Source organism: Streptomyces sp. E-08 (genome assembly GCF_049913095.1).
Lineage (GTDB): Bacteria > Actinomycetota > Actinomycetes > Streptomycetales > Streptomycetaceae > Streptomyces.
Window position 1 is genome coordinate 2,091,857 of the sequence record NZ_CP183971.1, and the last position, 17,820, is coordinate 2,109,676.

The following is a 17,820-nucleotide window of genomic DNA, read 5'->3' on the forward strand; positions in this document are numbered from 1 at the left end:
GCCTCGCGGGACACGGGGCCCCGGCCGGGGTGAGCCGTTCCGGTCCTGCGGCACCGGGCCGGCGGGGCCCCGGCCCGCGTGATGGGCACCGGGGCCGTGCGGGGGCTCCCCCGTCGCCCTGCGGGACGCCTGCCCGCGGGGCGGACGGGGGCCGGTCGGGTTACGGCTTGACCAGGACCTTCAGGGCCGTGCGGTCGTCCATCGCCTTGTAGCCGGACGGGACGCCGTCCAGGCCGACCGTCAGGTCGAAGACCGGGGACGGGTCGATCGTGCCGGCCAGGACGTCCGGGAGGAGCTCCGGGATGTACGCGCGCACGGGGGCGACGCCGCCGCGCAGCGCGATGTTGCGGTCGAACATGACCGAGAGGTCGAGTCCGGTGCCGCTGCCGTGCGGGACGCCGACGTAGCCGATGGAGCCGCCGTCGCGGGCGATCGCGACGGCCGTGCGCATGGACTGCTCGGTGCCGACGGCCTCGATGACGCCGTGGGCGCCCTGGCCGCCGGTGAGCTCGCGGACGGCGGCCTCGGCGGCCTCGCCGCGCTCGGCGACGACGTCGGTGGCGCCGAAGGCGCGGGCGATGTCGGTACGTGCGGTGTGCCGGCCCAGCGCGATGATCCGCTCGGCGCCGAGCCGCTTGGCGGCGAGGACGCCGCAGAGGCCGACGGCCCCGTCACCGACGACGGCGACGGTGGAGCCCTTCGTGACGCCCGCGCCGAGCGCGGCGTGGTGGCCGGTGCCGAGGACGTCGGAGAGGGCGAGCAGCGCGGTGAGCAGACGGTCGTCGCCGGCCGCCTCGGCGGGCAGCCTGACGAGGGTGCCGTCCGCGAAGGGGACCCGGACGGCCTCGCCCTGGCCGCCGTCGGAGCCTACGGAGCCCCAGAAGCCGCCGCGCGGGCAGGAGGTCTGGAGGCCCTCGGCGCAGTACTCGCAGGTGCCGTCGGACCAGACGAAGGGGGCGACGACGAGGTCGCCGGCGGCGAAGCCGGTGACGTCGGAGCCGGCGGCCTCGACGATGCCGATGAACTCGTGGCCGATGCGCTGGCCGGGCTGCCGGGCGGATTCGCCGCGGTAGGCCCAGAGGTCGCTGCCGCAGATGCAGGCGCGCAGGACCCGCAGGACGACGTCCGTGGGCTCCTGGATCACCGGGTCGGGCACGTCCTCCACGCGCATGTCGAACGGGGCGTGGATGGTGGTGGCGCGCATGGGGGGCGGTCCTTGCTGTCAGACGGTTGTACGACGTTCACCGTACATCGCGTGGAGCGTGCCCGCCGTCAGCAGGTACTGCGCCGCGATGTAGGTCAGCATGACCCAGAAGTCGGGCGCCGGCAGCTGGGGCCACTCGGCGACGCCCGTGGCGATGAGGGTGTCGGACAGCAGGAACAGCGCGCCGCCGAGGCCGGCCAGGGGTCCGAGGGCGCTGGAGCGGTAGGCCATCGCGGTGAGCAGCAGGGAGTATCCGGCGACGGGGATCCGCAGTTCGGCGGGGAGGTCGGGCCAGAGGAGGACGACGGTGCCGGTGAGGGCGACCGCGTACAGGGCGCCGAGCGCCGGGGACGTACGCCTCCGGCCGAAGAGGACCAGGTAGCAGACGTGGCCGGCGGCGAAGGAGCCCATGCCGGCGAGGAAGGCCCAGTCGGCGCCGGAGAGCAGGAGGACGTCGCCGCCCCAGCCGAGGAGGAGCGCGGCGGTCAGGAGCTTCGGTGCGCCGCGGGTGACGGCGTACGCGGCGAGCAGCGGCATCAGGAGCGGCTTGGCGAGCTGGTGGCCCGGCTCGGCGCCGGCGAGCAGGGAGACCAGGTCGACGGCGGCCGCGAGCGCGAAGGCGGCGAGCAGGGCGCGGGAGGAGGTCTTCACGCGGCGGCCTCCGGGGCGGCGGGTGCGGCCGGTCCGGCCGTCGTGGCCGGGGGCGCCGGCTGCCAGCCCGGGCCGCGGAAGACCCGTCCGGCCCGTTCGCGCCAGCCGTGCGCGGCGCGCAGGTCGCGGGCGATGGCGGCGTACTCGTGGGTGGCGACGCGCAGCGGGTTGTAGGTCTCGATGTTCTTGGTCAGTCCGTAGACGGGCCGCTCGGTCTCGCCGGTCCAGGAGCCGAAGATCCGGTCCCAGACGATGAGGATGCCGCCGAAGTTCCGGTCCAGGTAGCCGCCCTGGGAGGCGTGGTGGACGCGGTGGTGCGAGGGGGTGTTGAGGAGGTACTCGAAGGGGCGGGGCAGCCTGTCGATGCGTTCGGTGTGGATCCAGAACTGGTAGACGAGGTTGACCGAGTAGCAGAAGGCGAGGGCGGCCGGGTGGACGCCGAGGGCGATCATCGGCAGGTAGAACGGCCAGCCCGTGACGCCGGTCCACGGCTGGCGCAGGGCGGTGCTGAGGTTGAACTTCCGGCTGCTGTGGTGGACGACGTGGCAGGCCCACAGGATGCGGACGACGTGGTGTCCGCGGTGCTGCCAGTAGTAGAGGAAGTCCTGCGCGAGCAGCATGAGCGGGATCGTCCACCAGAGGACGGGGACGCGGAGCGGGGTCAGCTCGTACACGGCGGTGTAGATCGCGACCACGGGGATCTTCCACAGCGCGTCGAAGAAGAGGCTTCCCAGGCCCATGCCGATGCTGGTGGCGGCGTCCTTGGTCTCGTACCCGGCGGCGTCCTCGTCGGGGTGGATGCGGTGGCTGACCATCTCCAGGACGGTGAGCAGGACGAACGCCGGTATGGACCAGAGCACGACATCGGGCAGGTGCGGCATGACGATGACGGTAGAGGCGGCGGGCGGGCACGACTAGACGTGATTACTTACAAGTAAGTGAGACGACTTGTCAGCAAGCTTTGGCACCTTCCGACAAGGCCGGCGGGACGCCGCACGCCCCCTAGACGCCCACCGCTCCGAGCAGGGATCCCGCACCGTACGTGATCGCCATCGCGAGGGCTCCGCCCGCGACGTTCCGGAGGATCGCCGGGGCCGTGGGGGCACTGCCGAGGCGGGCACTCCACCAGCCGGTGAGGGCGAGGACGGCGAGGACGGAGAGGACCGTCACCCAGAGGCGGGCGGAGGCGGGCGGGAGGACGATCGCGAGCAGCGGGAGCAGGGCTCCGACGGTGAAGGCGAGGAAGCTGGCGCCGGCCGCGTGCCAGGGGTTGGTGAGCGCGTCGGGGTCGATGCCCAGCTCCACGCGCGCGTGGGCGCGCAGCGCGTCGCGGGCGGTGAGCTGTTCGGCGGCCTCGCGGGCCACCTCCTGGGAGAGGCCGCGGGCGGCGAGCAGGCCGGTCAGTTCGGCGAGCTCGGCCTCGGGCCGCTCCCGCAGTTCGCGCTTCTCCTGGGCCAGCGCGGCCTTCTCGGAGTCGCGCTGGCTGGAGACCGAGACGTACTCCCCCGCCGCCATCGACATCGAGCCGGCGAGCAGCCCCGAGAGGCCGGCCGTGAGCAGGGCGGCCCGGGACTCGGTGGCGCCGGCGACGCCGACGACGAGGCCGGCGGTGGAGACAACGCCGTCGTTGGCTCCGAGCACGGCGGCCCGGAGCCAGTTGAGACGGGCGCCGAGGCCACCGCCGTGGGCCTCGTCGTGTGCGGGGGCTTCAGTCACCCCAGGAGGGTCGCACCCGCCGCGTCACCACACGCGGACCGACCCGCCCGGGGCGAAGGCCGGGCTGGTGGCACCCTCGGGGACCTCCTTCAGCGGCTGGGCGATCTCCTCGACCGTCGGGCCGTGGACGGCGGCGAGGCGGTCGAGGAGGGCGAGGTCGAAGCCGTAGACGCGGGCGGCGTTCCCGCCGGCCATGGCGGCGACCTCCTCCCGGGGCAGTCCCGCGTAGGCGATGCGGAGGCCTTCGCGGGAGTACGGGGTGGTGCCCTCGTCGTGCGGGTAGTCGCTGCCCCACATGATCTTGTCGAGGCCGATCCGGTCGCGCAGCGGGACCTCGTGGGGGCGCATGAAGCTCGCGCCGACGAAGCAGTTGGCCCGCCAGACCTCCTTGGGGCCCTTGCCCATGGACTCGGCGAGGCCGGCGCCGAACTTGGACTCGGCGGTGGCGGCCCGCGTCGCGGCCGACACCAGGCGCCGGTGGTAGTACTCCAGCATGTCGAGCACGCCCGGGATCCAGCCCGAGCCCTGCTCGGTCAGGACCAGCTTGAGCCCGGGGTGGCGCCGGAAGGCGCCGCCGAAGACCAGGTGCCACAGGGCCCGGTGGGAGAACCAGGTGGTCTCCACCATGAACACCGCCCGGGCGGCCGGTTCGTCGCCGAGCGGCGGCGACGCGGAGCCGCCGTGGTGGTTGACGGGGACGTCGAGCTCGGCGCAGACGGCCCAGATCGGGTCGTACGCCCCGGAGTACAGCTCGGGGACGGGCGAGCCCGGCGGGACACCGGGCAGCAGGATGCCGCCGGTCAGTCCGGCCTCGCGGGCGCGGCGGATCTCCGCGACCGCCGCGTCCACGTCGTTGAGGAGGATCTGTGCCACGCCCGCCCTGCGTCCCGGGGCGTCCGCGCAGAAGTCGGCGAGCCAGCGGTTGTGCGCCTGGAGCCCGGCCCAGCGCTGCTCGTACTCGGCGCGGGTGGGCGGCTGGGCCATCAGGGAGGCCTTGGGGAAGAACGGCGGGATGGTGTTGGGGAAGACGACCTCGGCGACGATGCCGTCCGCCTCCAGTTCGCGCAGCCGGCGCTGCGAGTTCCAGTTGCGGTCGGCGGTGTCGGCGAGGAGGTCCTCGTACGGGTTGACGTAGGTCGCCGCCCAGGCGTCGAAGTCGTCGTGGTGCTTCTTCTCCAGGTACGGCTTGTAGTCGAGGAGGTCGGCGCCGGCGTGGCAGTCGGCGGAGACGACGGTGTAGCGGTCGGTCACGGGTTCACCCCCAGGACCGGGAACTCGTGGTCGGTGAGCCAGTGCCGGCCGACCTCGCGCGAGCGGGCCCAGGAGGCCTCGACGGCGGCCTGGTCGGCGGGCTGGCCGAGGTCGGCGGGGGTGGGGCCGATCCGGCGGGCGATCGGGTCCAGGGCCGGGACGTCGAATCCGAAGACCTCGGCGGCGGCGAGGCCCAGCATCCGCCGGGTCTCCCCGACCGGGATGTCGTGGAAGGTCTTCCGCAGCCACGCGCGCGTGTCGGGCCAGGTGCCCTCCGGGTGCGGGAAGTCCGAGCCCCACAGGATGTTGTCGACGCCGATCTCGTACCGCTGCGCGAGCTCGCGCCGCTTGGTGTTGGTGGCGCAGACGAAGACCTGCCGGTCCAGGTACTCGCTCGGCGGTCGCTTCAGCTCGGCGAACGGGGACAGCTTCTTTCCGCCGTGCGCGCCCAGGTAGAGGCGGTCCATGAACCAGAGCAGGTTCGGCAGCCACCAGCAGCCGGACTCGGCGACCCCGAACCGCAGGCCGGGGTGGCGCTCGAAGACGCCCGACCAGAGCAGGAACCACAGCGGCCTGGCCGGCCACCAGGTGACCTCGGAGACGTAGATCCCGAGGTGGTCGCCGTACTCCTCGCGCGGTGCCGCCCCGGAGTGGGTGACGACCGGCATCCCGGTCTCGGCGGCCGCCGCCCACACCGGGTCGTAGCGCCGGTCGTGGTACGGGGCCTTGTCCACCCACATGGAGGGGATCATGAGCGCGCCGAGCCCGGACTCCTTGGCCCGGTGGATCTCGGCGACGACCTCGCGGACGTCGGCGGTGACGGGGAGGAGGGCGACCCCGCGGTGCCGGTGCGGGTTCGCGGAGACGAACTCGGCGAGCCAGCGGTTGTGCGCCCGCGCGCCCGCCATGCCGAGCTCCGGGTCCTGGTCGCCGGAGAGCCCGAGGCCGACGCCGAAGGGCGCGGCGGTCTGGCTGTCGACGGCGTCCGCGTCGGGGAAGACGACCTCGCCGGCCACCCCGTCGCCGTCGAGCTCCTTGATGCGCTGCGCGGGGTCCCAGCCGCCGCGCAGGCCTTCCTCGTTGTCGCTGAACCACTTGTTCGCGAAGGCCTCGTTGCGCACACCGAGCCGGGTCATGGCCTCCCGGCGGGCCTCGCGCCCGGCGAGGAAGTCGTCGAAGTCCCGGTGGAAGCGGGGGTCGAGATAGGGCCGGTACTCCTCGGTGGGAAGCCCGGCGTGGCAGTCGGAGGAGATGATCAGATACGGGTCCTCATAGCTCATGGTCAAGCCCCTCAGTCGAGGATGAAGCTCTCCAGGTACGACGGGTTGGCGCGGTCGAGCATGGACCGCGAGCGGGCCGTGATCTGACGGTCGCTGTGCTCGCTCGCCGGCAGCATCCAGAAGCGGTCGGCGCGGATGCCGTCGACGACGTGCTCGGCGACGTCCTCCACCGGCGTGAAGGTCACCTCGTGGCCGGCCTCCTTCATCGCGGCCTCGTACTGGTCGAGGCTGCGGTACGGGGTCCTGCGCGGCCTCTGCTTGGCGTACCGCTCGGGCCGGTTGCGGTGCGACTCCCACAGGCCGGTGCGGAGCATGTGCGGGCCCGGGAAGAGGACGGAGGCGCCCACGCGCGCGTGCTCGGCCTTCAGGTGCGCGTAGAGGGACTCGGTCATGGTGACGACGGCGGCCTTGGTGACCGCGTACACGGAGGCGGTGGGCAGCGGGGCGATGCCGCCGTCGCCGGAGGAGGTGTTCACGACGTGGCCGGGTTCGCCGCCCGCGAGCATGCGGGGGACGAAGGCCTGGATGCCGTGGAAGACGCCCCAGACGTTGACGGAGAAGGCCCACTTCCAGTCGTTGGGCTCGTGCTCCCACATGCGGCCCTCGGCTCCGGAGCCGACGCCCGCGTTGTTGCAGAGGACGTGGACGGCGCCGAAGGCGTCGTAGGCGGCGTCCGCGAACGCCCTCACCCCGTCGGGGTCGGAGACGTCGACCGTACGGGCGAGGACCCGCGCCCCGCTCGCCGTCAGCTCGTCGGCGGCCTCGTCCAGGGCGGCCCGCTCGACGTCGCCCAGGACGACGGCGAGGCCCTCGGCGGCGAACCGGCGGGCCATCGCGAGCCCGATGCCGCTCGCGGCGCCCGTGACGACGGCGACCTGCCCCTCGCGCAGCTCCATCAGGCACTTCCTTCCGGGGGTCCGTCGAGGATCTGGAGCGGGTCGTCGTACCGCTGGTGGACGAAGGGCAGCAGGTCCCGGGCGGAGACGCGCTCGGCGACCGTGCCCTTCTGGTCGGTGGTCTTCTCGCCGATCGTGATCTCGACGAGCCGGCGCACGGGGAGGTCGGCGACCGGGTCGTACATGGACTCGCGCAGGACCACGTCACCGGTGATCCGCTCCAGCTTCCGCACCTTCTCGTTGCGGACGCAGTGGACGAGGACGGGGTCGGCGTCGAAGCCGGTGCCCTCGACGCCCGGGAGGAACTTGAAGTAGAAGTCGGTCTTCTCGACGGCCTCCGGCAGCGGCAGCGGCCCGGAGACCGCGCCGCGCACCTCCACGAAGGCGATGCCGTGCCGGGCGAGGGCGGCGCGCACGACGAGCCCCTCGCGCTCGACCGTGACCTCGCCGAGCTTCTTCGGCTCGCCGAAGACCTCGCGCCCGCCGATCAGGGCCCGCTCGTGGGTCATCGGCATGACCAGCGGGTACCAGCCCTCGCGGCCGCCGTGGGCGGCGGCCACGGCCACCGAGCCGGCGCCGAGCGGATAGCCGGGCAGGTCGACCTTGCTGATGTTGGCGCGCACGAGGGGGCGCGCGGTGGGCTTCAGCGGGGGCGGCAGGACCGCCGCCACGACGTCCGGGTCGGTCTCCCAGACGGCGACCACACCGGTGGACCAGATGTCGGGGAGCTTGGCGGACCGCTCGCGGGCCGCCGCCGCCTCCGCGTCGCTGCGTGCCCCGTACCGTACTCGTGCCATGACGTACCACCCTTCGGGATCGTCGGCCTGTAACACAGTTACACCGCCGCCGCCGAAGGGTAAAGAGGTCTGCACGCAGAGGAGTTGGGGGAACCGATGGCACGCTCCGCACTGACCCGCGACGAGGTCCTGGACACCGCGGCCGCCCTGGTGAGGGAGCACGGCCCGGACGCGCTCACGATGCGCCGGCTCGCCGCCGAGCTCGGCACCGCGGTCACCTCCATCTACTGGCACGTCGGCAACCGCGAGTCGCTCCTCGACGCCCTCGTCGCCCGCACGGTCGCCGACCTGGGCACGATCCGCCCCCGGGGCGCGACCCCGGCCGAGCGGATCGTGTCGGTGGCCCGCGCGCTGCGGCGCGCGCTGCGCGAGCGCCCGCACCTGGTGGCGATGGTGCACGAACGGGGGCTGACGGAGCGCATGTTCCTGCCGGCCCAGCGCGCCCTGGTCCACGAGGCGCACGCGGCGGGGCTGCGGGGCGCGCGGGCCGCGCGGGCGGTCCGCGCGGTGCAGTTCCAGGTGGTGGGCTACGTCCTGGTGGAGCGCAACCGGGAGCGGGCCCCCGCCCAGTCCCCGGCCGAGGAGGAGCTGTGGCGCGGCGAGGAGGCCGAGGCCGACGGACCCCTCGCGCGCGCGCTCGCGGCGCCGATCGACACCGAGCGGCTCTTCACCGACTCCGTTCGGGCCCTGGTGGACGGTCTGCTCGCGAGCACCTCAAGGGACATAGCAGACATTAAGAACACCGAGGGCGGGGCTGTCGGTCGCGGGCCGTATTCTCAGTGACCGTGCTTGACGACCGTACGACAGCAGCGATGTGGCCGGCCGCCTACCCGCAGGGGTACGCGGTCGTCGACGTGGAGACCACCGGACTCGCACGGGACGACCGGATAGTGTCGGCTGCCGTCTACCGGCTGGACGCCCAGGGGAACGTCGAGGACCACTGGTACACGCTCGTCAATCCCGAGCGCGACCCCGGTCCGGTCTGGATCCACGGGCTGACCAGCGACGTCCTGGAGGGCGCGCCGCTCTTCCCGGAGATCGCCGCGGAGTTCGCGGCGCGGCTCGACGGCCGGGTGCTCGTCGCGCACAACGCGATGTTCGACTGGCAGATGATCGCCCGGGAGTACGCGCGCGCGGAGTCCGCGGCGCCCGTGCGCCAGCGGCTGTGCACGATCGCGCTGGCGAAGGAGCTGTCGCTGCCGCTGCCCAACCACAAGCTGGAGTCGCTCGCCGCGCACTTCGGCGTCGTGCAGCAGCGCGCGCACAACGCGCTCGACGACGCCCGGGTGCTCGCCGAGGCGTTCCGGCCGAGCCTGCACGCGGCGGCCGAGAGGAACGTACGGCTGCCGCTCCTGGAGTGCCGGCCGCTGACGGAGTGGGCCTCGGCGCCCACGCAGCCGCGGATCGGCGCGCAGTCCTCCTACCGGGCGGGCAGCTGGCGGCCCTCGCGGAAGCGCCCGCCGTGCCCGTACCCCAACCCCGGTCGGTACGAGTGGGACAAACCACTCAAGCAGGGCATGCGGGTGGCCTTCTCCGGCGACACCTCCGTCGACCGCGAGCTCCTGGAGGACCGCACCGTCGAGGCCGGCCTGCACGTCGCCGGCAGCGTCTCCCGGCTGACCAGCCTGCTCGTCACCAACGACCCGGACTCCGCCACCTCCAAGACGCTCAAGGCCCGCTCCTTCGGCACCCCGGTCGTCGACGAGGCCGCCTACACCCAGCTGCTGCGGGACGTGAGCCCGGCAGACGGGTGACACCCCCGGCCCTGCGGGCGTGCCGAGCTGCGCGCGCCCGCCGGGCGCTCCACCCTGTGGCGCATGGCACGTTGTGAGGTCTGCGGAAACGATTACGGCATGTCCTTCGAGGTGCACGCGCAGGGCGCGGTGCACGTCTTCGACTGCTTCGCCTGCGCCATCCACCGCATGGCGCCCATCTGCGAGCACTGCCGGGTCCAGATCATCGGACAGGGCGTCGAGGTCGAGGGCAGCTGGTACTGCGGGGGCCACTGCGCCCGCGCGGAGGGAAGGGTGGGCATCGTCGACAGGGTCTGAGGAAACGATCCCGGGCGGGTGCCACGAGCCACCCGAACCCCCCGTGCGTGCACCCCGCGGCCCGAAAGGTACGGTCATGGGGTGTACCGCTTCCTGTTGTCCCGGCAGTGGGTGATCCTCACCCTCGTCGCCCTCGCCCTCATCCCCACGATGATCGAGCTGGGCTTCTGGCAGTTCCACCGGCACGAACACCGGGTCGCCCAGAACACCCTGATCGCGGACAACCTCAAGGCGGAGCCGGTCCCGGTCGAGCGGCTCACCTCCCCCGGGCACACCGTCCCGCGCGCCGACTACTGGCGGCCCGTCACCGCGACCGGTACCTTCGACACCGCCCACGAGGTGGTCGTCCGCCGCCGCACCTCCTCCGACGACCGGGTGGGCGTGCACGTCCTGACCCCGCTGGTGCTCCGCGACGGAAAGGTCGTCCTGGTCAACCGCGGCTGGGTCCCGGCCGCCGCCGACCAGCACTCCTATCCGGTGGTGCCGCCCGCTCCCAAGGGCGAGGTCACCGTCAGCGGCCGCCTCAAGGCGGACGAGACGACCGGCGCCAGCGGCATCAAGGACCTCAGGGGCCTGCCGGACCGCCAGGTCATGCTCATCAGCAGCCGCCAGCAGGCCGAGCTCATCGGCCGCGAGGTGCTCGGCGGCTACCTGGAGCTGACCGCGCCCGAGCCGGCCGGCGGCACCCCCGAGATGATCGCCGAGCCGGACCACGACTCGATCGGCCCCCACATGGCGTACGCCGTGCAGTGGTGGCTCTTCGTGGCGGGCGTACCCGTCGGGTGGGTGATCCTGGTCCGCCGGGAGAAGCACGACCGGGAGGCGGGCATCGCCTCCGACGTCCCCGGATCGCCGGAACCCGAACCGGCGGGCGCCCAGGCGGGCCCGTCCCTCTGATTGACCGTCGCCGCTTCCGGGAACAGCCCAGAGCGTGACGCAACGTATCGACGACTACGCCCTCATCGGCGATCTCCAGACCGCCGCGCTCGTCGGCCGCGACGGATCGGTCGACTGGCTGTGTCTGCCCCGCTTCGACTCCGCCGCCTGCTTCGCCGCCATCCTCGGCGACGAGGACAACGGCCACTGGAGAATCGCGCCCGAGGGCGCCACGACCTGCGCCACCCGCCGCTACGCCGAGGACTCCCTCGTCCTGGAGACCTACTGGGAGACCCGTACCGGCACGGTCAAGGTCATCGACTTCATGCCGCAGCGGGACAAGGCCCCCGACCTGATGCGGATCGTGGAGGGGATCAGCGGCAGTGTCGAGATGAGCTCCGTGCTGCGGCTCCGCTTCGACTACGGCTCGATCGTGCCCTGGGTGCGCAAGGCCGACGGCCACCGGGTCGCGATCGCCGGTCCCGACTCGGTCTGGCTGCGCAGCGAGCCGCACGTGAAGACCTGGGGCCATCAGTTCTCCACCCGGTCCGCGTTCACCGTCACCCCCGGCGAGAAGGTGGCCTTCGTCCTGACCTGGCACCCCTCGCACGAGCCGCGCCCCGACCTCGTCGATCCCTTCGAGGCCCTGGAGGTGTGCCTCGCGGACTGGCGCGAGTGGTCGGCCCGCTGCACCTACCGGGGCCCCTACCGGGCGACGGTGCTGCGCTCCCTGATCACCCTCAAGGCGCTCACGTACGCCCCCACCGGCGGGATCATGGCCGCCCCCACCACCTCCCTGCCGGAGGAGGTCGGCGGCGTGCGGAACTGGGACTACCGCGCCTGCTGGCTGCGCGACTCCTCCCTCACCCTCGGCGCGCTGCTCGCCGCCGGATACGACGAGGAGGCCGCCGCCTGGCGGGACTGGCTGCTGCGCTCGGTCGCCGGCGACCCCGCCGACCTGCAGATCATGTACGGACCGGCCGGGGAGCGCCGGCTGCCGGAGACGAGCCTGCCCTGGCTGCGCGGCTACGCCGACTCGGCGCCGGTCCGGACCGGGAACGCCGCGGTGGACCAGTTCCAGCTCGACGTGTACGGCGAGGTCATGGACTCCCTCCACCGCGCGCGTGAGGCCGGGATCCCCTCGGAGCGGCACGCCTGGAACCTCCAGTTGAGCCTGCTCGGCTTCCTGGAGTCCACCTGGCGGGAGCCCGACGAGGGCCTGTGGGAGGTCCGCGGGCCGCGCCGCCACTTCACCCACTCGAAGGTGATGGCCTGGGCCGCCGCCGACCGCGCGGTCCGCACGCTGGAGGCCGACCCCTCGCTGCCGGGGGACGCGGCGCGCTGGCGGGCGATGCGGGACGAGATCCACGCCCAGGTCTGCGCGCGGGCGTACGACCCCGTGCGGAACACCTTCACCCAGGCGTACGGCTCGCCCGAGCTGGACGCCGCCACCCTCCTCATCCCGCAGGTCGGCTTCCTGCCGCCGGACGACCCCCGGGTGGTGGGGACCGTGGACGCCGTACGGGACGAGCTGATGCACGGCGGCTTCCTGCGCCGCTACAGCCCCGACTCCACGGCCGTGGACGGGCTGCCGGGACAGGAGGGGACCTTCCTGGTGTGCTCGTTCTGGCTGGCGGACGCGCTGCGGCTGACCGGGCGCGCCGAGGAGGCCCGCGAGCTGTTCGAGCGGCTCGTCGCCCTCACCAACGACGTGGGGCTCCTGGCGGAGGAGTACGACCCGGTGGCGGGACGTCAGCTGGGGAACTTCCCACAGGCGTTCAGCCACATCGGACTCGTGGGGACCGCCATCGCGCTCGACCCCGGGGAGGCGGCAGGATAGGCCCATGGATCTGGGACTGAAGGACCGTGTGTACGTGGTGACCGGTGCGACGCGGGGGCTCGGCCGCGCCTCGGCCGAGGCGCTGCTCGCGGAGGGCGCGAAGGTGCTCGTCACCGGGCGCGAGGAGAAGACGGTCGCCGACGCGGTGGCCGAGCTGGGCGACGGCGCGGCGGGGATCGCCGCCGACAACACCGACCCGGGCACCCCGGCCCGGCTGATCGCCGAGGCGCGGGCCCGGTTCGGCGGCTTCGACGGCATCCTCATCAGCGTCGGCGGCCCGGCGCCCGGCTTCGCGGCGGACAACACCGACGAGGAGTGGGCGGCCGCCTTCGACACGGTCTTCCTGGGGGCGGTACGGCTGGCCCGCGCGGCCTCCGACACGCTCGGCGAGGGCGGGGTCATCGGCTTCGTCCTGTCCGGTTCCGTCCACGAGCCGATCCCGGGCCTGACCATCTCCAACGGGCTGCGCCCGGGTCTCGCCGGCTTCGCCAAGTCGCTCGCCAACGACCTGGGCCCGCGCGGGATCCGGGTCGTCGGCCTGCTGCCGAGCCGGATCGACACCGACCGGGTCCGCTCCCTGGACGCGCTCTCCGGCGACGCGGACGCGTCCCGCGCGGCGAACGAGCTGACGATCCCGCTGCGCCGCTACGGCACCCCGGAGGAGTTCGGGCGCACGGCCGCCTTCCTGCTCTCGCCGGCCGCCTCCTACCTGACGGGCCTGATGCTGCCGGTGGACGGCGGGGCGCGCTCCGGGTTCTGACCCCGGGCGGCCGCGGCGCGGCGGATCGACGGCGCGCGGACGACCCGGCGGCGCTCAGGCGACGCGGCGGGCGCGGTGCTTCACCGCACGCAGCCGCGCCTCGGTCGGCAGGGCGGGCAGCCCCGCCGACGTCCGGGCGTGGGCGAGGGCCTCGCCGCTGAGGGCGGTCAGGGTGTCGCCCGGGGAGGCGTGCGGCTCCAGGAGGAGCGCGATCCGGGTCCGGGGGGCGCCGCGGCGGCCCGTGAGGGCGACCTTGGCCCGGGCCACGCCGTCCTGCGCGGCGGCGTCCGCCTCCAGGACGCTCTCCAGGGCCCGGCCGCGCAGCACCGCCTCCTCGCCGTCGCCGGTGTCGACGAGGACCTCGGCGAGCCGGGCCCGCCGGAACTGGACGAGCAGCCACCACAGGGCGAGCAGGACGACGAGCCCGAGGACGGCGATGACCACCGGCCACCACCAGCCCTCGTCCCGCCAGCGCTGCCGCTGGGCGGTGGTGAGCAGGACGTCGGAGGGGCCCGACCAGGGCCACCAGGACGGTACGGCGAGGTCGGTGGCGGCCGCGAGGACGGCGCCTCCGCCGACCACGAGGATCAGCCCGGCGAGCCCGAGCAGGACGCGGTTGACGCGCCGGAGGACGACGGTCACGGGCTGTTCCCTCTCCGGTGGTTCACGTGGCCTTCCCTTCCTTCCGGGACGGCCGGGCCACCCGTACCGTCAGCGCGGGCGGGTGGGCGAGGCCGAGCTCGTCGACGCCGTCGGCGAGCACGGTCTCCACGTCGGCGCGGACCTCGTCGAGGGCCCGGAAGTGGGACACCGCCCGGACGGCGACCTTGGCGCGGCCGACGCGCACCCGGACGGACTGCACCCCGGAGACCTCCATGACGCGGTCCCTCAGGGTGAAGGCGGCGGCGTCGCGGTCGAGTCCCGCCCTCACGTCGGTGTGCTCGCGGCGCATCGGAAGGACGTCCCGCAGCCCCGGGGTGGAGGCCAGGACGAGGAGCCAGACGCCGAGGACGACGGCGACGGCAGCGCCGAGGACGATCACCGTGTCGTCGAGCGGCCGGGTCGCGAGGGCGTCGGCGAGCTCGCGCCGCCAGGACATCGCGGGGCGGTCGGCCCGCACGGCCGCGACGTCGTAGAGGAGCAGCCCCGCGCCGCCGAGGACCACGGCCGCGAGCAGGGCGGCGGGGATGCGGCGGACGGCCCAGAAGCGGCGGACGCGCGACACGGGCGGGTCCGCGGGGACGGGCGCGGGGTCTCCCGTCCCGGGGGTGCCTTCGGGGGGCGTGGTGCTCATGCGAGGCTGCCCCTCGGAGTGGTGTGGCGGGTGTGCGCGGAGTGGAGGCGCTCGACGTGGACGGTCACCTCGTGGACCTCCAGACCGACGAGCTGCTCCACACGGGTGCGTACCCGGCTCCGGACGGCGCCGCACTGGCGGCCGACGTCGGAGGGGTAGTCGAGGTCGAGGCTCACCGACACGCGGGCGACGTCCCGGTGGACGACGACCGAGGCGTGGGGCTTCGATCCCCCTTCGGGGACCGCGTCGAGGGCCTCCCTGGCCGCCTGGGCGGCGACCTTCGCGACGACCCGGTCGGCGATGGTGGTCGCCCCCCGGTCCCGTGTCCCGTCCCGTGCCGGGCCGTCTGCCAGATCCGTCACCACCCCGCGTCACCGCCGCCGGTCGCCGCGATCGCGGCCCCGGAAGAGGTCTCCGACCTCCAGGTCTCCGTCGAGGAACCGACCGGCCACGAAGCCGATCGCCCCGAGGGCCGCGACCAGCAGAAACGCCCCGAAGCCACCGAAGTATCCGGCGAATCCGAGTGCCATGCCGGCCAACAGGCCGACCGCCGCCATACTCATACCGAGCCCCTTTCCTGGCCCCTGTCGCCGGGGTTCCGACGACTACTGGAGCCGGGGCTCCGACTCCTCGTCCTCTTCGTCGGGCAGCTTCACGTCACTGACCGCGATGTTGACCTCGACGACCTCGAGGCCGGTCATCCGCTCCACGGCGGCGATGACGTTCTCCCGGACGTCGCCGGCGACGTCGGCGATGGAGACGCCGTAGTCGACGACGATCTCCAGGTCGAGCGCGGTCTGCACCTCGCCGACCTCGGCCTTGACGCCTCGGGTGACGTTCGCCTTGCCGCCGCCCCCGCCGGGGACCCGGTCGCGGACGGCACCGAACGTGCGGGAGAGGCCGCTGCCCATGGCGTGGACGCCGACGACGTCGCGCGCGGCGAGACCGGCGATCTTCTCGACGACGCCGTCGGCGATCGTCGTCCGGCCCCGGGAGGCCGGTGCGCCGCCGCCCCGCTTGGTCACCGAGGTGCGGCGCGGTTCCTCCGCCGCGGGGCCCCCGGAGTGAGTGGTGTCCGTCATCAGATTCAGACCCTTCTGGGATATTTCAGGGCTCTTCGCCCACACTAAGGTCATTTGCCCCGATACGCCCCGGGGATACGGCAGGCTGGGGGAATGACGACGGCTGAGGGTTGGACAGCGGCGGTACGAGACCGCCTGGCGCCGGGCAGGCTGCTGCCGCTCGGGGAGGCCGGGGACGGCGCGTGGATCACCGAGCGCGCGGCGCGGGGCGTCCTCGGCCCGGCCGCCGCGGCGGTACGGGGAGTGGTCCCGGGCGCACTCCGGATCGGGCCCGACCCGCTCGCCGGGGACGACGGGGCGGTACCGGCCGGGCCCCTTCCCGTGCCGCCGGGCGGGCTGGGGCCGGGACCGCTGCGGATCACCGCGGACTTCGGGGCGGTGGCCGGCCGACCGCTGCCGGACCTCGCCGAGGAGCTGCGGGCGGCCCTGCTCGGGGCGGCGCGCGACGGCGTCGGGCTGCGCGTGACGGCCGCGGACCTGCGGGTGACGGAGCTGCTCGACGCGGAGCCGCCGGAGACGGGGCCGGCCGCTCCCCCGCCGGGGCGCCCGGCTCCGGCGACGGACGACCCGGTGGCCCTGGCGGTCCTCCGGGTCGAGGGCGTGGCCGGCGTGACCGACACCTGGGGACCACCGGTGCACCGGGGCCCGGACCAGGTGCGGGTCGAGCTGGCCGTGACGGCCGGGCGGCGCCCGCTGGACGTGGCCCGCGCCGCCCGGAGCGCCGCGACCGCGGCCGCCGGAGGGGCGACCGCGGTCACGGTACTGGTGTCGGAACTGCGCTGAACGCGCGCGTGCGTCAGTCTCCGAGGCCCGCCAGGTCGCGCAGGCGGCGGGCCTGGGCGGCGCGCTCGGCGGCGCGCTGCTCCTCGTAGGAGCGGCCCGAGACGCCCTGGAGCAGCGCCTTGGTCTCGGTGACCGCGTCGCGGGGCGCCGCGACGAGCGCGGCGCTGAGGTCCCGTACCGCCGCGTCGAGCTCCTCGGCGGGCACGGACAGGTTGGCGAGACCGATGCGCTCGGCCTCCTCCGCGTGCACGAAGCGGCCGGTGGCGCAGATCTCCAGCGCGCGGGCATAGCCCACCAGTGAGACGAGCGGGTGCGTCCCGGTCAGGTCCGGGACGAGGCCCAGGCTGGTCTCGCGCATGGCGAACTGCACGTCCTCGGCGACGACCCGCAGGTCGCAGGCGAGGGCGAGCTGGAAGCCCGCGCCGATGGCATGGCCCTGGACGGCCGCGATCGACACGAGATCGCTACGGCGCCACCAGGTGAACGCCTCCTGGTACTCGGCGATGACCGCGTCGAGGTCCGCGTCGGAACCGCGCGCGAGATCGAGGAAGGACGGCTCGCCGTCGAAGCCCTCGGGCGTGAACGCCTGCCGGTCGAGTCCGGCGGAGAAGGACTTGCCCTCGCCGCGCAGAACGACGACCCGCACGCTGCCGGGCAACGACCGGCCGGCTTCCGTCAACGCCCGCCACAGAGCGGGAGACTGGGCGTTGCGCTTCGCCGGGTTGGTCAGGGTCACCGTGGCAACGGCGTCCTCGACGGTGAGCCGTACACCGTCCTTGTCGAATACGAGCTCAGAGTCGTCGAGCGTAGTCATGGGGGCGCCTCCGGTTCCGGTGCAGCACTGCATGCGACATGCTAAGTGACTGCACAGTAACCACCCGGCCGACCGCAGGGCCGACCGGGTGCCCACCGGGAGGTCCCGGTGGACCGGTCGAGCCGCCCCGATGTCAGGCCGAGGCCGCCTTCTTGCCCCGTGTCGCTCCGCCGCGTCCACGCAGCGTGACTCCGGACTCGCTCAGCATCCGGTGGACGAATCCGTAGGAGCGGCCGGTTTCCTCGGCCAGCGCCCGGATGCTCGCACCGGAGTCGTACTTCTTCTTCAGGTCTGCCGCGAGCTTGTCGCGCGCGGCGCCGGTCACCCGGCTGCCCTTCTTCAGAGTCTCGGCCACCCGTGCCTCCTCATGGGAAGTGCGCTCTGGACTTCTCATGATCACCCCTTACGTGCGTCCTGGCCACCCATTCGACAAGGTCCGTGCCGCCGGGTTTGTGGACGAGTACGCCGTCATCACGAACGGAAGACGATATTCCGCACGAGGGAAAACGCCTCTCCGGACCGTGC

Annotated in this window: 22 protein-coding genes; 7 read left to right on the forward strand and 15 right to left on the reverse strand. The window is 73.7% G+C overall.

The window, feature by feature from the left end; translation table 11 throughout:
• Positions 1-160: 160 nt before the first annotated feature.
• The 8 genes from ACN9MM_RS09565 to ACN9MM_RS09600 all read right to left on the reverse strand — a co-directional run bounded on the left by ACN9MM_RS09565 (position 161) and on the right by ACN9MM_RS09600 (position 7,795).
• Positions 161-1,204, reverse strand: a complete 1,044-nt coding sequence (locus ACN9MM_RS09565; protein WP_383695253.1) for a zinc-dependent alcohol dehydrogenase family protein — start codon at positions 1,202-1,204, stop codon at positions 161-163.
• Positions 1,205-1,222: 18 nt separating this feature from the next.
• Positions 1,223-1,855 carry a lysoplasmalogenase gene (locus ACN9MM_RS09570; RefSeq protein ID WP_426363217.1) on the reverse strand — a complete coding sequence of 211 codons (633 nt, stop codon included), beginning with the start codon at positions 1,853-1,855 and terminating at the stop codon, positions 1,223-1,225.
• Positions 1,852-2,736, reverse strand: a complete 885-nt coding sequence (locus ACN9MM_RS09575; RefSeq protein ID WP_426363218.1) for a sterol desaturase family protein — start codon at positions 2,734-2,736, stop codon at positions 1,852-1,854. The genes ACN9MM_RS09570 and ACN9MM_RS09575 overlap by 4 nt, the downstream gene beginning before the upstream one ends.
• A 121-nt stretch (positions 2,737-2,857) precedes the next feature.
• Positions 2,858-3,571 carry a VIT1/CCC1 transporter family protein gene (locus ACN9MM_RS09580; RefSeq protein ID WP_426363219.1) on the reverse strand — a complete coding sequence of 238 codons (714 nt, stop codon included), beginning with the start codon at positions 3,569-3,571 and terminating at the stop codon, positions 2,858-2,860.
• Positions 3,572-3,595: 24 nt separating this feature from the next.
• Positions 3,596-4,822 carry an amidohydrolase family protein gene (locus ACN9MM_RS09585; RefSeq protein WP_426363220.1) on the reverse strand — a complete coding sequence of 409 codons (1,227 nt, stop codon included), beginning with the start codon at positions 4,820-4,822 and terminating at the stop codon, positions 3,596-3,598.
• Positions 4,819-6,102, reverse strand: coding sequence for an amidohydrolase family protein (locus tag ACN9MM_RS09590; RefSeq protein WP_426363221.1), 1,284 nt, complete (start codon positions 6,100-6,102; stop codon positions 4,819-4,821). Before ACN9MM_RS09590 ends, ACN9MM_RS09585 begins: the two co-directional genes overlap by 4 nt.
• A gap of 11 nt (positions 6,103-6,113) precedes the next feature.
• Complete coding sequence (locus ACN9MM_RS09595; RefSeq protein WP_382869148.1) at positions 6,114-6,998, reverse strand: SDR family NAD(P)-dependent oxidoreductase; 885 nt, start codon at positions 6,996-6,998, stop codon at positions 6,114-6,116.
• The gene (locus ACN9MM_RS09600) at positions 6,998-7,795 is read right to left on the reverse strand and encodes an acetoacetate decarboxylase family protein (RefSeq protein ID WP_426363222.1); all 798 of its coding nucleotides are present in this window, start codon (positions 7,793-7,795) and stop codon (positions 6,998-7,000) included. The genes ACN9MM_RS09595 and ACN9MM_RS09600 overlap by 1 nt, the downstream gene beginning before the upstream one ends.
• A gap of 96 nt (positions 7,796-7,891) precedes the next feature.
• Here ACN9MM_RS09600 and ACN9MM_RS09605 point away from each other — a divergent pair, with 96 nt between their 5' ends.
• The 6 genes from ACN9MM_RS09605 to ACN9MM_RS09630 all read left to right on the forward strand — a co-directional run bounded on the left by ACN9MM_RS09605 (position 7,892) and on the right by ACN9MM_RS09630 (position 13,322).
• The gene (locus ACN9MM_RS09605; protein WP_426363223.1) at positions 7,892-8,578 is read left to right on the forward strand and encodes a TetR/AcrR family transcriptional regulator; all 687 of its coding nucleotides are present in this window, start codon (positions 7,892-7,894) and stop codon (positions 8,576-8,578) included.
• The gene (locus ACN9MM_RS09610) at positions 8,575-9,549 is read left to right on the forward strand and encodes a DEDDh family exonuclease (protein ID WP_426363224.1); all 975 of its coding nucleotides are present in this window, start codon (positions 8,575-8,577) and stop codon (positions 9,547-9,549) included. Before ACN9MM_RS09605 ends, ACN9MM_RS09610 begins: the two co-directional genes overlap by 4 nt.
• 63 nt (positions 9,550-9,612) lie before the next feature.
• Positions 9,613-9,846: a hypothetical protein gene (locus ACN9MM_RS09615; protein WP_382869156.1), complete on the forward strand. Its 234-nt coding sequence runs from the start codon at positions 9,613-9,615 to the stop codon at positions 9,844-9,846.
• Positions 9,847-9,927: 81 nt separating this feature from the next.
• The gene (locus ACN9MM_RS09620; protein WP_426363225.1) at positions 9,928-10,743 is read left to right on the forward strand and encodes an SURF1 family protein; all 816 of its coding nucleotides are present in this window, start codon (positions 9,928-9,930) and stop codon (positions 10,741-10,743) included.
• 34 nt (positions 10,744-10,777) lie between these two features.
• Positions 10,778-12,562 carry a glycoside hydrolase family 15 protein gene (locus ACN9MM_RS09625; RefSeq protein ID WP_426363226.1) on the forward strand — a complete coding sequence of 595 codons (1,785 nt, stop codon included), beginning with the start codon at positions 10,778-10,780 and terminating at the stop codon, positions 12,560-12,562.
• Positions 12,563-12,566: 4 nt separating this feature from the next.
• Positions 12,567-13,322, forward strand: a complete 756-nt coding sequence (locus ACN9MM_RS09630) for an SDR family oxidoreductase (RefSeq protein ID WP_426363227.1) — start codon at positions 12,567-12,569, stop codon at positions 13,320-13,322.
• A gap of 54 nt (positions 13,323-13,376) precedes the next feature.
• On the opposite strand, the gene amaP is transcribed toward ACN9MM_RS09630, so the two are convergent.
• From amaP to ACN9MM_RS09655, 5 genes are read right to left on the reverse strand one after another with little or no spacing between them, the layout of a single operon-like run.
• Positions 13,377-13,964, reverse strand: coding sequence for an alkaline shock response membrane anchor protein AmaP (gene amaP, locus ACN9MM_RS09635; protein WP_426363228.1), 588 nt, complete (start codon positions 13,962-13,964; stop codon positions 13,377-13,379).
• A gap of 22 nt (positions 13,965-13,986) precedes the next feature.
• The gene (locus ACN9MM_RS09640; protein ID WP_426363229.1) at positions 13,987-14,616 is read right to left on the reverse strand and encodes a DUF6286 domain-containing protein; all 630 of its coding nucleotides are present in this window, start codon (positions 14,614-14,616) and stop codon (positions 13,987-13,989) included.
• A complete protein-coding gene (locus ACN9MM_RS09645) occupies positions 14,613-14,981 on the reverse strand; it encodes a hypothetical protein (RefSeq protein WP_426363230.1) in 369 nt (122 codons plus the stop codon). The genes ACN9MM_RS09640 and ACN9MM_RS09645 overlap by 4 nt, the downstream gene beginning before the upstream one ends.
• 6 nt (positions 14,982-14,987) lie before the next feature.
• The gene (locus ACN9MM_RS09650) at positions 14,988-15,179 is read right to left on the reverse strand and encodes a hypothetical protein (protein ID WP_426363231.1); all 192 of its coding nucleotides are present in this window, start codon (positions 15,177-15,179) and stop codon (positions 14,988-14,990) included.
• 42 nt (positions 15,180-15,221) lie between these two features.
• Positions 15,222-15,698 carry an Asp23/Gls24 family envelope stress response protein gene (locus ACN9MM_RS09655; protein ID WP_426363232.1) on the reverse strand — a complete coding sequence of 159 codons (477 nt, stop codon included), beginning with the start codon at positions 15,696-15,698 and terminating at the stop codon, positions 15,222-15,224.
• Between the two features lie 93 nt (positions 15,699-15,791).
• On the opposite strand from ACN9MM_RS09655, the gene ACN9MM_RS09660 reads away from it, so the two are divergent.
• Positions 15,792-16,481, forward strand: a complete 690-nt coding sequence (locus ACN9MM_RS09660; protein ID WP_426363233.1) for a hypothetical protein — start codon at positions 15,792-15,794, stop codon at positions 16,479-16,481.
• Positions 16,482-16,494: 13 nt separating this feature from the next.
• Here the strand turns inward: ACN9MM_RS09660 and ACN9MM_RS09665 are convergent, their stop codons facing one another.
• Complete coding sequence (locus tag ACN9MM_RS09665) at positions 16,495-17,295, reverse strand: enoyl-CoA hydratase/isomerase family protein (RefSeq protein ID WP_426363234.1); 801 nt, start codon at positions 17,293-17,295, stop codon at positions 16,495-16,497.
• 133 nt (positions 17,296-17,428) lie between these two features.
• Positions 17,429-17,650: a helix-turn-helix domain-containing protein gene (locus tag ACN9MM_RS09670; protein ID WP_006123601.1), complete on the reverse strand. Its 222-nt coding sequence runs from the start codon at positions 17,648-17,650 to the stop codon at positions 17,429-17,431.
• Positions 17,651-17,820 lie beyond the last annotated feature (170 nt).

Excerpts from the sequence above, each read along its gene's own strand:
- ACN9MM_RS09565 (WP_383695253.1), bottom strand. The coding sequence starts at position 1,204 with ATGCGCGCCACCACCATCCACGCCCCGTTCGACATGCGCGTGGAGGAC.
- ACN9MM_RS09575 (WP_426363218.1), bottom strand. The coding sequence starts at position 2,736 with ATGCCGCACCTGCCCGATGTCGTGCTCTGGTCCATACCGGCGTTCGTC.
- ACN9MM_RS09590 (WP_426363221.1), bottom strand. The coding sequence starts at position 6,102 with ATGAGCTATGAGGACCCGTATCTGATCATCTCCTCCGACTGCCACGCC.
- ACN9MM_RS09595 (WP_382869148.1), bottom strand. The coding sequence starts at position 6,998 with ATGGAGCTGCGCGAGGGGCAGGTCGCCGTCGTCACGGGCGCCGCGAGC.
- ACN9MM_RS09600 (WP_426363222.1), bottom strand. The coding sequence starts at position 7,795 with ATGGCACGAGTACGGTACGGGGCACGCAGCGACGCGGAGGCGGCGGCG.
- ACN9MM_RS09605 (WP_426363223.1), top strand. The coding sequence starts at position 7,892 with ATGGCACGCTCCGCACTGACCCGCGACGAGGTCCTGGACACCGCGGCC.
- ACN9MM_RS09615 (WP_382869156.1), top strand. The coding sequence starts at position 9,613 with ATGGCACGTTGTGAGGTCTGCGGAAACGATTACGGCATGTCCTTCGAG.
- ACN9MM_RS09630 (WP_426363227.1), top strand. The coding sequence starts at position 12,567 with ATGGATCTGGGACTGAAGGACCGTGTGTACGTGGTGACCGGTGCGACG.
- ACN9MM_RS09640 (WP_426363229.1), bottom strand. The coding sequence starts at position 14,616 with ATGAGCACCACGCCCCCCGAAGGCACCCCCGGGACGGGAGACCCCGCG.
- ACN9MM_RS09650 (WP_426363231.1), bottom strand. The coding sequence starts at position 15,179 with ATGAGTATGGCGGCGGTCGGCCTGTTGGCCGGCATGGCACTCGGATTC.
- ACN9MM_RS09655 (WP_426363232.1), bottom strand. The coding sequence starts at position 15,698 with ATGACGGACACCACTCACTCCGGGGGCCCCGCGGCGGAGGAACCGCGC.
- ACN9MM_RS09660 (WP_426363233.1), top strand. The coding sequence starts at position 15,792 with ATGACGACGGCTGAGGGTTGGACAGCGGCGGTACGAGACCGCCTGGCG.
- ACN9MM_RS09665 (WP_426363234.1), bottom strand. The coding sequence starts at position 17,295 with ATGACTACGCTCGACGACTCTGAGCTCGTATTCGACAAGGACGGTGTA.